Origin of the sequence: Psychrobacter sp. AOP7-C1-14, from assembly GCF_052376135.1 — a bacterium.
GTDB lineage: Bacteria > Pseudomonadota > Gammaproteobacteria > Pseudomonadales > Moraxellaceae > Psychrobacter.
On the sequence record NZ_JBQSVH010000006.1, the window covers coordinates 106993 to 123409 of the forward strand.

The 16417-nt window shown below is 41.4% G+C and carries 14 protein-coding genes; 8 read left to right on the forward strand and 6 right to left on the reverse strand.

Annotated elements, in window-relative coordinates; genetic code table 11:
• Nucleotides 1-22: 22 nt before the first annotated feature.
• Nucleotides 23-589, reverse strand: a complete 567-nt coding sequence (locus ACT3QN_RS06515; protein WP_444522088.1) for an adenine phosphoribosyltransferase — start codon at nucleotides 587-589, stop codon at nucleotides 23-25.
• A gap of 347 nt (nucleotides 590-936) precedes the next feature.
• Between ACT3QN_RS06515 and ACT3QN_RS06520 the strand changes: the two genes are divergently transcribed.
• Nucleotides 937-1101, forward strand: coding sequence for a rubredoxin (locus ACT3QN_RS06520; protein WP_057759803.1), 165 nt, complete (start codon nucleotides 937-939; stop codon nucleotides 1099-1101).
• Nucleotides 1102-1128: 27 nt separating this feature from the next.
• A complete protein-coding gene (locus tag ACT3QN_RS06525; RefSeq protein WP_444519763.1) occupies nucleotides 1129-2178 on the forward strand; it encodes an alpha/beta fold hydrolase in 1050 nt (349 codons plus the stop codon).
• 113 nt (nucleotides 2179-2291) lie between these two features.
• Here ACT3QN_RS06525 and ACT3QN_RS06530 read toward each other — a convergent pair whose 3' ends face one another.
• On the reverse strand, nucleotides 2292-3230 hold the full coding sequence (locus ACT3QN_RS06530) for a WG repeat-containing protein (protein WP_444519762.1): 939 nt from the start codon (nucleotides 3228-3230) through the stop codon (nucleotides 2292-2294).
• 564 nt (nucleotides 3231-3794) lie between these two features.
• On the opposite strand from ACT3QN_RS06530, the gene ACT3QN_RS06535 reads away from it, so the two are divergent.
• A complete protein-coding gene (locus tag ACT3QN_RS06535) occupies nucleotides 3795-4727 on the forward strand; it encodes a DMT family transporter (protein WP_444519761.1) in 933 nt (310 codons plus the stop codon).
• Between the two features lie 145 nt (nucleotides 4728-4872).
• Here the strand turns inward: ACT3QN_RS06535 and ACT3QN_RS06540 are convergent, their stop codons facing one another.
• Complete coding sequence (locus tag ACT3QN_RS06540) at nucleotides 4873-6297, reverse strand: solute carrier family 23 protein (protein WP_444519760.1); 1425 nt, start codon at nucleotides 6295-6297, stop codon at nucleotides 4873-4875.
• 489 nt (nucleotides 6298-6786) lie between these two features.
• On the opposite strand from ACT3QN_RS06540, the gene ACT3QN_RS06545 reads away from it, so the two are divergent.
• Nucleotides 6787-8223 (forward strand): L-serine ammonia-lyase, encoded by a 1437-nt coding sequence (locus tag ACT3QN_RS06545; RefSeq protein ID WP_444522137.1) that lies wholly within the window; start codon nucleotides 6787-6789, stop codon nucleotides 8221-8223.
• A gap of 103 nt (nucleotides 8224-8326) precedes the next feature.
• Here the strand turns inward: ACT3QN_RS06545 and ACT3QN_RS06550 are convergent, their stop codons facing one another.
• The 3 genes from ACT3QN_RS06550 to xthA all read right to left on the reverse strand — a co-directional run bounded on the left by ACT3QN_RS06550 (nucleotide 8327) and on the right by xthA (nucleotide 11290).
• A complete protein-coding gene (locus ACT3QN_RS06550) occupies nucleotides 8327-8725 on the reverse strand; it encodes a DUF4377 domain-containing protein (protein ID WP_444522087.1) in 399 nt (132 codons plus the stop codon).
• Between the two features lie 324 nt (nucleotides 8726-9049).
• Nucleotides 9050-10273 carry a bifunctional glutamate N-acetyltransferase/amino-acid acetyltransferase ArgJ gene (argJ, locus tag ACT3QN_RS06555; RefSeq protein WP_444522086.1) on the reverse strand — a complete coding sequence of 408 codons (1224 nt, stop codon included), beginning with the start codon at nucleotides 10271-10273 and terminating at the stop codon, nucleotides 9050-9052.
• 192 nt (nucleotides 10274-10465) lie between these two features.
• The gene (gene xthA, locus ACT3QN_RS06560) at nucleotides 10466-11290 is read right to left on the reverse strand and encodes an exodeoxyribonuclease III (RefSeq protein ID WP_444522085.1); all 825 of its coding nucleotides are present in this window, start codon (nucleotides 11288-11290) and stop codon (nucleotides 10466-10468) included.
• A gap of 207 nt (nucleotides 11291-11497) precedes the next feature.
• Between xthA and ACT3QN_RS06565 the strand changes: the two genes are divergently transcribed.
• The 4 genes from ACT3QN_RS06565 (at nucleotide 11498) to ACT3QN_RS06580 (ending at nucleotide 15993) form a co-directional block, all read left to right on the forward strand.
• Complete coding sequence (locus ACT3QN_RS06565) at nucleotides 11498-12085, forward strand: hotdog domain-containing protein (RefSeq protein WP_444522084.1); 588 nt, start codon at nucleotides 11498-11500, stop codon at nucleotides 12083-12085.
• A gap of 12 nt (nucleotides 12086-12097) precedes the next feature.
• Entirely contained in the window at nucleotides 12098-12931 is an 834-nt protein-coding gene (locus ACT3QN_RS06570) for an ABC transporter ATP-binding protein (protein ID WP_444529092.1), read from the forward strand.
• Between the two features lie 146 nt (nucleotides 12932-13077).
• Nucleotides 13078-13854, forward strand: a complete 777-nt coding sequence (locus ACT3QN_RS06575; protein WP_444522082.1) for an ABC transporter permease — start codon at nucleotides 13078-13080, stop codon at nucleotides 13852-13854.
• Between the two features lie 441 nt (nucleotides 13855-14295).
• Nucleotides 14296-15993, forward strand: a complete 1698-nt coding sequence (locus ACT3QN_RS06580; protein ID WP_444522081.1) for an AMP-binding protein — start codon at nucleotides 14296-14298, stop codon at nucleotides 15991-15993.
• Nucleotides 15994-16417: the final 424 nt, after the last annotated feature.

Genomic DNA, 16417 nt, shown 5'->3' on the forward strand with positions numbered 1-16417 from the left:
TCAAAAAATATAGTGGTTCACTCTAAGCTTTTAATACCGTATAAACAGGTACTGGGAACTCGCCATGCAAATCGACCAAGTCCAATAACACTAGCGCACCAACCACAGTATGATCAGCTGATTGACACAACTCATAAGCAGTGGTCAACGTACCACCAGTCGCTAAAATATCATCAACTAATAATACACGTTCAGGCGGTAGGTTGTTTTGCATCTCAAGCGTGTCTTTACCATATTCCAATGCATAGGCTTTATTGGCAACAGGTGGTGGCAGCTTACCTGGTTTACGTAGCAAGATCATTCCTTTGCCCAAGCGACCTGCTAGCATACTGGCAAATACAAAGCCGCGCGCTTCTACCGCACCCAGACAATCCACCTCATCCATAAGACCTTCTGGCAAGGCAGCAAGCAGCGCATCGATAACAGCATCAACATGACTGCGCAGTAACGGAGTAATGTCATAAAAATCAATGCCAGCTTTCGGAAAGTCTGGTACTGTGCGAATAATCTGCCAAAACGGATGGTCAGTATTAAGCACATGAGACGTCTCATGGTCGGTGGCGGATGTGGCGGCGGCATTGGTACTCATGATTACCCTTAGCTTATGTATTTAGATGGTTTAGATAAGACAACAACTGAATGATATATCAGCGACAAATGCTGAGCATTACGGTGAATTTAGCGGCAATTATTATAGCATAATTGGTTTTCGTATGATGGGCTGGTGTCTGGGCTTGTTATTAGGCGCTAATGATGGAACGTATGTGATTGACTTGATAAAAGAAAAGTCATCTCAATATACAAGTGTAAACTTAACTATGAAAACTGCGGTTATATGCTAAACTACGTGCGTTTTTGCAGTCTAATATAATAGCTGTAAGATTAAAAATGAGCGTTTGTAGCACGCTACAACTGTAATGATCGATAGGACTATTTATGAAACGTTATGAATGTATTGTCTGCGGCTGGATATATGATGAAGCGCTTGGCTGCCCAGAAGAAGGCATCGCACCTGGTACTAAGTGGGAAGACATCCCTGATGACTGGACTTGCCCTGAGTGCGGCGTCGGTAAGCTTGATTTTGAGATGCTTGAGCTGTAGTAGATGACTCTCTAATTAGGACACTTCATGACAAAATCAAATGACATCAATAGTGCCAAATTGCCTGAAACGCTAGATAGCAATCTAGAAGAGCATCTGAATAACTACCCTACTCCTGAGTGGCGCAAACTTGGGGAGCATCAATGGCGCGACTCTGACTTGAGTAAGCATCTCTACCAAGCGATGATTGACATCGGCGATGGTATTGAATTGTGCGTCGAAGCTGGTGGCAACCCTAATAACCCGCCACTGCTGATGATTATGGGTCTAGGCTCACAGATGGTATTTTGGCCAGACAATTTTATTAAGCGCTTTATCGATGCTGGTTTTTTTGTGATTCGTTTTGATAATCGTGATATTGGCTTGTCCTCTAAAGTACAGATAGAAGGGCTGCCGCGTATTAGCCAGCTCAAGATGATGTTACGTCTGCAGACTGGATTATCTAATAAAAGCACACAGGTCGCTTATAACTTGACTGACATGGCTGAAGACACCGTACGTTTAATTAAAGCGCTCAAACTCGGTAAGACACATCTGCTTGGTGCCTCTATGGGCGGTATGATTGCTCAAATCGTAGCAGCACGTTATCCAAGTCTAGTGCAGCGAATGGCACTTATGTTTACCACGACCAATCGTGCGTTTCTAAAGCCGCCTAAACCCAAACAGCTATACACCCTTATCAACCGTCCAGAGAGTCATTCTGAACGTGATATCGTGCGGCACAGTGTTTGGTTCATGAAAACGGTCGGCACACCAGGTCATGTCAATGTGCGTATGGTGCGTGAAATTGCTAAGATTCGCTATCAGCGCAATTTCCACCCGCTTGGTACAGTACAGCAGCTCAATGCTATCTTGGCATCAGGCTCTATCAGCCGATTTAGTAAACAAGTCAAAGCACCAACGATTGTATTACATGGTAGCGCTGATGGATTAATACCTGCCTCGCAAGGCCGAGTCGTTGCCAAAACTATTCCCAATGCTACCTTCCATCTCATCGAAGGTATGGCGCATGATATTCCAGAATATTATCAGCCCTATATGGTCGATTTGATTAGTAATCATTTATCAGGCAAATAGCTTTAAAAATTAGGTCCGTAAAATCTTAGCGTTGTAAAAAAGAGTGTAAAACCTATTGCTAACTTATAGGTTCTACACTCTTTTTGATTATTTCTTCAATCTGGGGAATTGCATCAATCACAAGCCACGCCAGCCCCTTCCTTATCAATACACATTTTATTTCCATTCTTCAGGTTACCAATCCACGCCTTACCATCTGTAAATACAAAGGATGGCTTACCTTGATAGCTATCCTTTGTATTTACACCGCTATTAGCAAAGCGAAAAGGAATCACCAGCTCACCGCCTAAATTGATAAAACCCCACTCTTCACCGATACGCACGCCAGCATATCCCTCAGAGAACGGACGTACTTCATCAAATGAGTACGTAATCATAATGACATCATTATCATCGACGAAACCCCATTTACCATCCTGCTGACGTGATTGAAGCGTCGTAAAACGTGCTGGTGTAGACTGTGATGCTGCGCTAGATTTATCGTTAGAAGAGCTAGGTTTATTCACTTGAGTGTCATTCTGTGCATTTGGATCACTCACTGCATTGCCATTTTTATCCACCCAACTGGTTGCACGGCCTTTGCGCACACGCGCCACCCCATTACGATAATTATCGATGTCATCAATCGCTGCCGAAAAAGAGACAACAGTACTGTTGGCTGTGTTGATCACACCATAGTTACCATCTTTTTTTACCACGATACGCCCATTCGATACAGGCCTTGCCCATCCTTGACTCTCTGTCAATATATCGTATATGGCTGGTACGACTTCACGCCCTTGCATATTAAGATAACCGACTCGATTATTACGCGTTACAGGTAACAGGCCGCCCGATAGTTTATCGGCATCGACCTTTTGATAACGTAATAAATCAACAGCTCGTTTCCCTTTTTTATCAATTAACGCCACTGGCGCACCATAGTCTTTGATCGCCAAAAAGTAACTACTACTGGATGTGCAGGACACGTTTTTGTAATAACTTTTTGGGATTTTACAACTAGCAGCTTGTGCATTGGGCATCAGAAACAATGCACTGGATAGAACCGTCATAATAAAACTGTATCGCGTTATTTTTGGTAGTAAACCAGACAATATATGTGGCTGTTTTTTTGATAGCAATCGTTGAAGCATAAATAAACCTAGACAAATAATATGTAGATTGTTTGGTATAACAAATGAGACGTTAAGTACATTGAATAAACGTTGCATTATATCGTCAATTCACTATACATGTGTTGCAACGTTAATATCGCTTAGAATGCTATACGCATACCATCTCTATAAAGAAGTCATTTGCATACTTTTTTCTTTTTTAAGCGCTCATACACTGATGCTCTGATACAAATACTTTGATATAACCGCCTTTATTTAACGACTATAAGTTAATTAAAAAAGTTAGCTATATCAATCACATTGGCTACCACATCCCTTCTAACATTCTCAGCAATTTCTTTCACAGCGATAGTTTCTTCATTCACCATAATAAATTATGATTTTGCCATTTCATTTCACGCTCAAAACCACGACAATATAGCTTTATGTCAACATAAGTTCTGACATAAGGCAATGATAATAAGAATGCTGTTATTCAAAATAATACTATAAGGACAAATTATGGCTATTGCTTCAACGCGATCTGCACCTATTGGCTTAGTCATTGGTTGTATCATTTTTGGATTGGGTAGTTTGATTGTCGCTCACGTCGATATTGGCGGATGGGCCATGTCATTTTGGCGATTGGCGGTTTCTGGTATTGTATTTGCTATATTGGCTAAGATAATGGGCCAACGTATGCCCAAATCAAGACGCGCCATTTGTTATGCGCTACTATCGGGGGCGTTTTTAGGATTAGATTTGGCGTTGTGGCATGAGAGTATTTATGCGGTTGGGCCTGGTATTTCGACGCTGCTTAACAGTCTGCAAATATTCTTCTTGGCCGCGATTGGATTTTTGTATTTCAATGAGCGTCAGTCTATCGTGCAGCTTATTAGTTTGTTTTTAGCCATGATAGGCGTGGCGATGATAGGCAGCCCTGAATTTGCACACAACACCGCTGCGACTTTGGGATTTGTCACTGGTATTGTATCAGGAGGGATGTTGGCTGCATCCATGACATTTATCCGTAAAACGCATGACACTGAACCGACGCCTATATTTATGCTAATGCAGCTGATCAGTGTTGGCGGCGTCTTAGCTATGATTATACCGATGTTTGTATTTGATACAGGCAATATCCTACCAAACACGTGGTCTGAGATTGGCTGGGTACTTATCTATGGTACGGTAATGCAGTGCTTAGCATGGGGGTTGATTGCCTACTCTATTCCTAAGCTATCTCTAGCACTGACTGGATTGCTATTGTTGACTGAACCTATTGCAGCCCTTGTCATTGATTATAGCTGGCTGGACAAGCCAATCAACACTTTACAGTGGAGTGGCGCACTATTAACGATGTTTGCTATTTACTTAGGCTCTTTAAAACCAAAACCACGTGCGCTTCGCCGCTATCGGTTTTTTTCCAGATTCTATAAGCGAGACTACAAATAATTCCGGCACTGTTATCCGTTACTATTGCTGTTCCAAACTGCTAATAAAAAGCGCCCATACTATTGATAGTATGGACGCTTTTTATTAGAGGAGATATATTTTGGCTGTTTTCACTCGATAGACTCAAGCTCCAATCTAATGAAATTTATTTAGCCTCAGAACTTTTATTGAATAACGCGTTCAACACGATAGCTGCTAAAGTAGCTGTACCAATACCGCCTAAATCAAAACCGCCTAAGTGCAAGCTAAAGTTACCAGTACCCATAATGACAGTAACTGCCGCGATGATTAGGTTGCTGTTTTTACTAAAATCAATATGGCTATCGATCCAGATTTTTATTCCAGCAACAGTGATAAGGCCGAAGACAACAATAGAAGCACCGCCCAATAGAGCCGCTGGTATGGTCTGAATGATAGCACCAAACTTTGGCGAAAGTCCCAATATGATAGCCACCAAACCTGCTACGACAAATATCGTCGTGCTATAGACTTTGGTAACCGCCATGACGCCAATATTTTCAGCATAAGTGGTAACACCTGTACCACCAAACCCTGCTGAAAAAGTCGTGGCTAAGCCATCGGCCAAAAATGCTCGACCCATATAAGGCGTCACACGAGACTTGGTCATACCCTCTACTGCTTTAAAATGCCCTAGGTTCTCAGCGACCAAAATAAAGGCTACAGGCGCAATTAGGATAATGGCGCTCATCTCAAAGCGCGGAGTATGGATGCTCGGTAGTCCAAACCATGAAGCGGCGGCTACCGTACTAAAGTCAATCGCTGTACCAAAACCTAAAACATTGGTCATGACAAAATAAGCAACGTACGACAGCACTAGACCAACGAGTAACAATAAACGACGCAACATACCACGAGTAAATACCGCCACTCCACTAATGAGCAGTACGGTCAAAGTCGCCATCCAAGCATCAAACTGATTGGTAGACACACCTTGAATGGTTACTGGCGCCAAGTTAAGACCGATAATCATGACAATCGCACCTGTCACGATCGGCGGCATCAAACGCTCAATCCAACCTGTACCCGTCTTCATCACTAGCAGACCAATCAATGCATAAATAATTCCGCAGGCCATAATACCGCCTAGCGCAACATTTAGATTGTCATTGAAACCTGCACCTGCATAAGCGGTCACCGCGATGACTGGACCAATAAAAGCAAAGCTTGATCCCAAGTAGCTCGGCATGCGCCCACCGGTAATCATAAAGAACATTACCGTACAGATACCAGACATCAAGATGGCTAAGTTGGGATCGAACCCCATCAATAAAGGCGCAAGAACGGTTGCACCAAACATCGCAAATGTATGCTGTATACCGAGCAATACACTCTTTGACGGAGGTAAATAGTCATTGATACCGACTGGGTCTCGGTCTAAGTCGCCCTTATAAGGACGCCATGTCGGAAACCAACGGCCATTTTCAAAGTCTGGATTGTGCGGATAATTAATAGCGGCTGAATCAATGCCTGCAGATTCCAAAGCATTTTGAGTCGATAGATCTTGAGCGCTATTGTCTGAAGCTGATGAAGGGTCTTTTTGAGATGCCATGCGCGCTTGTCCTATGTGAGCTAAGCTAAAGTAATAGGCTAGAATAACTGATAAAATAAGTACATCAATAAATAGCAGAACCTTAAGTCCTTCTACCTATAATATGTCATCCCAATTCATTCATTTATGTTGTAATATGACAAACCAAAAGTATTATTTGGTATGATAACCATATCTCGCTAAATGTATGAACCCGAATACGTCTGACTAAAAACTCAGTCTTTCTTAATTCGTCTTATTTTACGATGATAACCAACTTACAGGATGTTACATAGTTGTTGACTGCGAGCATGATAACGGAGTTTCAAAATAAATAAAAGTTATTATTCAACTGCTCTCTGTGCTCATTTACCTTACTACCTTTATAAATAGTGTCTCGCGCCCACCTGCTAACGGTGACTAGGCGTGATGGCTGTTTATTATATTTTTCACACAAGTGCCCAATGCAATAAATAAAATATGCTAAAGCGCTTAAATTTTTGGTGACTTATTATGATTAGTGTTTTTGACTTATTTAAAATCGGAGTCGGCCCATCCAGTTCGCATACAGTCGGACCGATGGTAGCTGCAAACTTGTTTTTGACCTCACTAACTGAGCAGATAAAACTAACTGCAGTTGAGACCATTGAAATTGAACTGTATGGCTCGTTGGCAGCGACCGGAAAAGGTCATGCAACAGACACAGCTATACTATTAGGACTGCTTGGACATACGCCCAGTACGATAGATACACGCTTGACCAGTAGCTACCTATCCCCTATCTTTTCTGACAAAATTCTCAATGTATCAGGTACGCATACGATTGATTTTGATACAGAGCAAGACATCTACTGGTATGACGATACGGTGCTGCCTTATCACCCTAATGCATTGACATTACGCGCTATCTCGGCTGAAGGCGCTCGCTATCAGCAGACTTATTATTCAGTCGGTGGCGGCTTTGTCATTAATGAAGAAGATGCGACCAACCCTGACGAAGATCATGCTAGTCCAACCATCGATAGAGTTCCCTACCCGTTCAATAACGCAGCAGAGCTACTAGAGCAGTGTCGTGAACATGACTTGAGCATCAGCGAATTGGTACTAGCAAACGAATGTCATTTTCATACAAAAGAAGAAGTTTTTTCTTACTTAGATAGCATTTGGGAAGTGATGCAGGATTGCGTCAAACAAGGCTGTGAAAACGGTGGTATCTTGCCAGGCGGATTAGATGTAAAGCGCCGTGCTCAAGATTTGCATACACAGTTGTGTGCTGAAAAAGATCAGCCTATCACTAAGAATGACAAATTAGCCGCTATGGACTGGGTCGATTTATACGCGCTTGCTGTCAATGAAGAAAACGCCAATGGTGGTAAAGTAGTCACGGCTCCAACCAACGGCGCAGCAGGTATCATTCCGGCAGTACTTCATTACTATCGTGACTTTTTGCCCAACTACAGCCAAGATGGTGTTCGTAAGTTTTTGCTAAACGCCACTGCTATCGGTAGCCTTATCAAGCAAAATGCCTCAATTTCTGGTGCTGAAGTCGGTTGCCAAGGTGAGGTGGGTTCTGCATGCGCAATGGCAGGCTCTGCACTAGCAGAAATTATGAATGGTACGCCAGCTAAATGCCTAAATGCGGCAGAGATTGGCATCGAACATAACTTAGGTCTTACTTGTGATCCTATTGGCGGTTTGGTCCAAGTACCATGTATCGAACGTAATGCAATGGGCGCGGTCAAAGCCATTAATGCAGCACGCTTAGCCTGCAGAGGTAACGGTCAGCATTTCGTATCTCTAGACAAAGCGATAGAGACCATGAAGCAGACAGGTGCAGATATGTCTGATAAATATAAAGAAACAGCACGAGGCGGTCTGGCTGTCTATGCTGATAATAGAATCCCTACGGCAACGCGCGGCGTCAGTGTCAATTACAGTCAGTGTTAATTACATTTTGAAAAAAATAGCTTAGTAACAATAAAAAGGCCTCTAACGAATTAGAGGCCTTTTTGTGATATATAACTAATTTCGCTACATATTAATGTCAATATTATTCAGCAGTTTTTGATACCACCTCGTTTAGAATCCATACTGGCTGTACTACGTCAGAGCCTTCTGCTGTCATTGCTTCTTGGCGTACGTCTAGAATATAACGGTAGTTCGGCTCATAAGTGAAACCTTGAATATTGCCATTTAACGTAGAGAAGTTTTTCTGATAGGTCTGACGATATTGTAAGCACTGTGATTCAACCATGCTGCCATCAGTGGCAGTCAAATCACATACTGCTTTGCGTGGTGCAACTTCCACTTCGAAACTTGGGATATTAACTACTTTGACGTTCATTGGTTGTCCTTCAACAACCATGGTGCGCTCGTTATCCATACCCATAGTAGAGCAACCAGAAAGAGCAAAAGTCGTCATCAATGCTGCAAGTGCTAATTTTTTCATTATTCAATCCTCAGATAATTGTTATTGCTTATTTGTTACTAGTTCGCTGTTGTCTGAACAAGCTTATTATTTTGAACACCTTATCTCACTTTGGTTAAAGCTAATAAGGCTGTTTGCTATTTACTGAAACCAGTATAGGTCGTAATTTGTCTTGCTCTCTATAACTGCTTTGTAAAGTAACGTCAGCTTTTGCAACTGATGTTAATAAAGCGTATTAAATAACAGAGTAATTTGCTACCGAGCAGATGTTTGACATTAAAAAGCCAGAACAAATATTATTCTGGCTCTTATATAACTACGTAAGTTCTGTATTTTTGAAAACGACTAGCTACGATAATCAGCGTTTATTTTGACGTAATCATATGATAAATCGCAGGTATAGACAGTATCGCTCGCATCACCACGTGCAAGATCGATATGTATGGTAACTTCAGGACGACTCATAACGGTCTTGCCCGCCTCTTCTGTATAGTCAGGTGCGACACCGCCATTTTGGCAAATCATCACTTCATCCAAGTACACATCGACTCGCTCTGTATCTAGGTCTTCGATACCAGCATAACCCACTGCTGCTAATATACGTCCCCAGTTGGCATCACTGGCAAAAAATGCCGTTTTTACCAAGGGTGAATGTGCGACTGCATAAGCCACATCGCAGCATTCTTGCGTGATTTGACCGCCAGTCACCTTGACCGTCATAAATTTGGTCGCGCCTTCGCCATCACGTACAATCAATTGTGCCAAACGAACAAACACTTCGGCTAATGCATCAAATACTGGCTGATAATGTGGATGCTCTGGGCTGTCGATCATATCTGAGCTAGCAGCACCTGTTGCAATCAACACACAACAATCATTGGTTGAAGTGTCACCATCAACAGTAATACGGTTGAAAGACTTCTCGTTGATAGCGCTTAGCATCTCTTGCAGTAGATCAGCAGCAATATTAGCATCTGTCGCCACATAGCCCAGCATCGTCGCCATATTTGGGCGTATCATTCCTGAACCTTTAGACATACCAGTGATGTGATAGCTAGTACCTGCTACATCAATTTTTTGGCTGGATAATTTGGGAATGGTATCCGTCGTACGAATGCCATTAGCAGCAGCCCGCCAGCTATCAGTCGCTAGATTAGCCAATGCATCATCTAGACCTGCAATAACCGCATTACTATTTAATGGTTCACCAATCACGCCAGTGGAAAACGGCAATATCGTATTGGTATCTACATCAGTCTTTTCAGCCAATGCTGTACAGATATCAATAGCACGGCGTTTGCCATCAGCGCCTGTACCTGCATTTGCGTTACCTGTATTAGTAACTAAATAGCGCGGACTGACCTTGGCAAAGTGCTCACGCAATACTCGAACTGGTGCGGCGCAAAAGGTATTTTTAGTGGTGACAACCGCGGTAGTAGCCTTTTCAGATATTTCGATGACGACTAGATCATCGCGGTCTTTATAGCGAACACCTGCCGCTGTAGCACTGAGCTTAATGCCCTCAATAGGATAGATAACATCAGGTACTGATACATTTCCAACAGCCATAATAAAATCCTTATTTCTCAATTTTTATCGTTGTGTACGGAGTACGAAGTGATAAATACTATAATCCATTTCAAAATTATTCAGATACCAAAAGAACTGGCTTCAGCTCTATAACTAGTAAACTGAGCAAGCTGATTGTCGTACCTAGTTTACATAAGATTGACTATATATAGGTATCACGGTATATAAGTATTACGCTTTCTTTAAGTCAAATGCTGACCAAATCGGTGCATGATCAGACGGTTTTTCCATAGCACGAAGCTCATAACTGATACCAGCATCGATACATTTACCGATTAGGTCTGATGTACATAGAATATGGTCAATACGCAAACCACGCTTAGGTTCATCATTGAAGCCGCGACTGCGATAATCAAACCAACTGTATAACTCGGTGCTCTCTGGGTAGTGAAGTCGGTAAGTATCTGTCAGCTCACGTGACATCAATGCTGAGTACCATTCGCGCTCTTCTGGCAAAAATGAGGTTTTTCTATTTTTTAACCAGCGTTTGGCATTAACTTCTCCAATACCAATATCGATATCTTCTGGTGCAATATTCATATCACCCATGACAATAATCGAACGGCCTTCCGCTTTTAACGTATCAATATAAGCCATCAAATTGGCATAATAAGCGCGCTTCATCGGAAATTTAGTCGGGTGATCTTGGCTTTCTCCTTGCGGGAAATAACCATTGAGTACATCCACTTCACGACCTTCAAGCTCATAACGTGCATGAATAAAGCGCTTCTGGGCTTCTTCATCCTCGCCAGGGAAGCCTTTTTGTACAAATACAGGTGCAGCTTTTGATAATAGTGCAACGCCGTAATGCCCTTTTTGTCCAAAATACTCTACGTGGTAGCCTAGGCTTTCGATATTGCCAAGCGGAAACTGATCATCATGAACCTTGGTTTCTTGTAGGCCCATGACATCAGGATCGATTACCTCGCGCACCGCCTCAAGCTGATGCTGACGTGCACGGATACCATTGATGTTAAAACTGACAAAACGGGTCATAAACTGTCCTATACTGATTGGTTAGAATATAGCGCTCATATAAGAGGGTGAGATATAAACGACTATGATAACAAATGTAAGCGGCTCTAGCGGTTGCGTGGCCTGATATCTTGAGCTAGAGTAACTCTTATTGTAAGCACTATCTATTATTGGTCTATCTGAAACATTTTTATTCAACAAAATTTATCAAAAATATCGAGCATCGCTATGACAACAACTGAGCAAAAAAATAAAACATCAGCCCTAAATAATGATATCAAACCGTTATTTGCTAAAGACTACAACGTCTATATTAACCATACTGATGCTGGCGGTATAGTCTATCACGCCAATCATTTGGTATTTTTTGAAAACTGTCGACGCGACTGGTTTACTGAACTAGGTTTAAATGGGTATTTTTTGCAAACTGACAGCGGTGACGTGCAGCATTTTGTCGTGAGTCAGGCAGACTTACAATACAAAAGAGCGATTCTGTTAGATGAGGTGATTAGTGTACGTATTGATAAAGTTGAGCTAAAACCTGCCAGCATTATATTTTATCAAAGCATTCATCGCCACTTACCAAATCATGGATCTACCGAAACAGACAACAGTCAGCTACTAAGCAGCACCAAAATCGTTATTGCTTGCGTGCAAAACCTTGTCAAACCAGAGCCAATGGCTGATGACAAAATAGACGGTGATAAATCAGACCATGCAATGACTACCATACCAATGCGTCCTATTCGTGTACCGAAAAAACTGCACGATAAGATCAAACAGGCCATCGATGAGCAAATAAATAGTCAACATTAAAACACTATGAGTATGGATACGGATAGAGTGTTACTTAAATTTGATTATCTATGGGTACATAGCAGACGAACGATAAGTACTGATAGCATCAAAAATAGCAAAGCAGTCTCGAGTAAAACCTCTATACCATCTAGCATTTATCAAAAGTGGGCAAGTAAGCTAGCCACAAACCCCTCACTGGATAAAGAACTACCAACTCATGATCGAGCGCTAATAAGTGGTGCAAGTGGCAAACTATTGTCAGGACAAGTCACTGTTTTGACTGGAGCATCTGGTAGCGGTAAATCAGTATTGCTGCGAGCATTAGCAGGATTACTACCATTGAACAGCGGCACTGTTCGTTTGCACGGTGATGATAAGCCGAGTAATACTTATCTCGATATTCATGAGACTGCACCTGTACTGTGGCGCAAGCACGTTGCCCTACTCGCTCAGCATCCGCAGTTGTTGGACGGTAGTGTCCTTGAAAACTTAAAAATGCCTTATCAATTGCATGCTCATCAGTCGCAAACTTTTGATAGAGACTGGCATGTTGCTCAGCTTGAACATTTGGATAGAAGCACAGATTTTTTGCAACAAGACGCCAAGCGTTTATCTGGTGGCGAGCGCCAACTGGTCAATACACTACGTCTATTGCAACTAAACCCGCAGGTTCTGTTGCTAGATGAACCAACGGCTGCTTTGGACATTGACACCTCAGCACAACTAGTCAACTTACTCATCAACTGGTTGCATACAGATGCACAGCGCACACTACTATGGGTGACTCACGATACAAAAGACATTATGCCTTTGGCCGATAGACACTGGCATATGCAAGCAGGTGTACTCACCGCAGATTCTTGAAGAACTTTTATACAAGAATATTTAATCAAATGATTAAGTCTTCGTATAGTTGCTAAAAAATTTGGCACATTAGCAACCTCATGCCTCCCCTTATATTATTACTATAACTACTTCCACAATAAGCTCATATGAGTGGTACGAATGATATGCAAATATTTCTCACTTATAGTGATATCGCTCTTGCCAGCAGTCTGATTATCATCGTACTCCTCATCTCTCGGCGATTACGCTTAAAGCTAAGCAAAACACTTCTGATAGCGGCACTTCGTACCATCATACAGCTTAGCTTTATCGGACTGATATTGGCGTGGATTTTTGCACGTGAACAATGGTATGAAGTATTGCTTATTTTGACAGTCATGACTTTAATTGCAGGAAGTGCCGCCAAAAATCGCGTTAAGCGCAGTTATAAAGGATTACTGACAGATACGCTATTGGCAGTCGGTATCTCAGCAATACTGGTAACGACGATTGCAATTATCATGATTTTGAATGTTCAGCCTTGGTATACACCGCAATTTATTATTCCTATATTGGGTCTAATACTAGGGAACTCTCTGACTGCCATCTCATTAACGAGCAATCAATTGATCGAATCCTTTCATGAGCAATCAGGGCGTATAGAGATGATGCTCAGTCTATCCGCTCAGCCATTCGAAGCCGTCCATGAGCAAGTAAAAGCAGCAATCACTAACGGCATGACTCCGACTTTAAACTCTATGCTAGTCGTTGGTATCGTTAGCTTACCGGGTATGATGACTGGTCAAATACTAGCAGGCGCTGATCCTACTCAAGCCGTACGCTACCAGATAGTCACTATGTTCCTGATATGTGCCAGCAGCACACTTGGCTGCACTATTAGTGCGTTACTTATCTATCGACGGTTTTTTAATAATCGTGAGCAGTTTTCTCTTCCGCAATAATTTCGATATTCGCCCTCTATTAACTTACTCATACTATTTAAATGTTACTTTATTTTTAGAACTTTATAACCGATAAATTCTTTAATAAGAATATATGTACTGCTCAGTACTGCTTCCTAATATTTTTTTAAGCTTGATTCATGCTAATGTATTGCTCAAATGTATCGTTTTTTTGATACTTGAGTTGTCAGCAACAAATGAATAGTTTTAGAACGAACACTACTGCTGTTATTAAAACTTCTGTTCTGTTTGATGCTTTGTCCAAATAATTATTGAATAAAGCACATATCAGCGATAAAAAATCGCGGTTAATCAATAGACAAGGATGCTATTGACTATGATACATACCGCTTAAAACAAGTAGTGGTTTGTACTACTGATAAGCTGACAACTATCCTCTTAAACTATTTTAGCCTATATCAAATCGCAAGGATGCTAACTATGATATCGAACAAACCTTGGCTCTCTCAATATCCAGCCGGCGTGCCAAAAACCATCAATCCCGATAGATATAGCAGTATTATGGAGCTGTACGAAGAATGTTTCGATCGCTTTCGTGGACATCCAATGAGTATTTGTATGGGAGTAACCCATACGTATGGTGACATTGATAATGCTTCACTTGCAGTAGCAGCATGGTTACAAGCTCAAGGTTTACCACGAGGTAGTGTCGTCGCTCTCATGATGCCAAATGTACCTCAGTACCTACCTATTATGATTGGGATATTACGTGCAGGCTACGTATGCACCCCTGTGAACCCATTATATACTGGCCGAGAACTACGTCATCAGCTCAACGACTCTGGTGCTCAAGCAATTTTTGTAGTCGATAACTTTGCCCAAGCACTTGAGCAAGTCATTGAAGAAACGGCTATCAAGCGCATCATCCTATCAAAAATGGGCGACATGATGGGATTGAAAGGTATTTTGGTCAATACAATTATCCGTCAGGTCAAACGTCTGGTTCCGAAATATAACCTGAACGATCCTAAATACAATGTCACCAAATTCCCTGAAGTGCTGAAAAAGGGAAAAAACTTACCTTTTCAGCAACCAACAATGTCTTTGGATCAAAAAGCATTTTTGCAATATACAGGTGGTACTACAGGACTCTCAAAAGGCGCCATTTTGTCACAGCGTAATATTGTGGCCGCAGCGATGCAATCAGAAGCTTGGACCCGCCCTATCACGTCTGAAATTAATGAAGTGTATATCAATATGGTGATGGCATTACCGCTCTATCATATTTTCGCATTTATGCTCAGCCTACTTGGTATGCGCTCAGGCTATACCTTTATATTGGTACCTAATCCCCGTGATATTCCTGGATTTGTCAAAACTTTATCAAAGCAACCGTTCCATATCTTCCCTGCAGTTAATACGCTCTTCAAAGGGCTGCTTGATAATCCAAACTTTAAAAATTTGGACTTCAGCTCTTTACGTATTTCACAAGCTGGTGGTATGGCTGCTACTGAGCAAACTGCCAAACGTTGGTTAGAGGTAACTGGCTGCGCAATGATCGAAGGTTGGGGCATGACAGAAGGCGTCGCCGTCGGCACTGCCAATGTCGTCACTAATCGTGAGTTTAATGGTACTATCGGAGTGCCAGCACCTGGCGTAGATGTCATCATTATTGATGAGGACGGCAAACATGTAGAACTGAACGAGGGTGGCGAGCTGTGTATTAAAGGCCCTAACGTTACTTCTGGATACCTGAATAGAGACAGTAGTGCTGATTTTACTAGCGATGGTTATTTCCGTACGGGTGACATCGTCAGCATGGATGACAAGGGATACATTAAACTGCTAGATCGTAAAAAAGACATGATTTTAGTATCAGGTTTTAATGTTTTCCCGAACGAAATTGAATCTGTGATGCTTGACTGTGACGGCATTCTTGACTGTGCAGTAATTGGTATTCCTGATAGTCATCAAGGTGAAACCGTTAAAATATATGTGATCCCTAAAGATAATAATGTTACCAAAGAAGTGGTTACAGATTTTGCATTAGATAATTTAACTGGCTATAAATGCCCACGTCACATTGAGTTTGTGAGCGACTTGCCGAAAAGTAATGTCGGTAAAGTACTACGTCAAAAATTGCGTGAAAAACACAAAGCAGACTACCCTCAAATGTAAATACTCGTCTACTGCTTAGGAAGCATAAATATATTTTCATTTAAGAGTATCTTACAATAATTATAAGATACTCTTTTCCTATACTCATATTTTGTTATTTATTTTTAGAGCTGTCTTATTACAACGAATATTTATATGAGATTTTCTGAATAAAACCTATACTAATTATTTGATAGTAAAGTAGATTACTTTCAGAGTAACTGTCTAATTATCCAACATATTTTATTTTATTTATCAAATTTAACTGTAAACTATCAAGTTCTTGTATAAAAATAACTAGAATAGTTGTAGTTATGTTAATGTGTCGTCAAAATGTGTCACTATACTTTCTGCTATTTTAATCCTATATAATCATGGCTAATATCGATTGATTAGCAGTATTTGTTAGTAGCTATTTTCATCACCAAAAACATTGATTGATCTG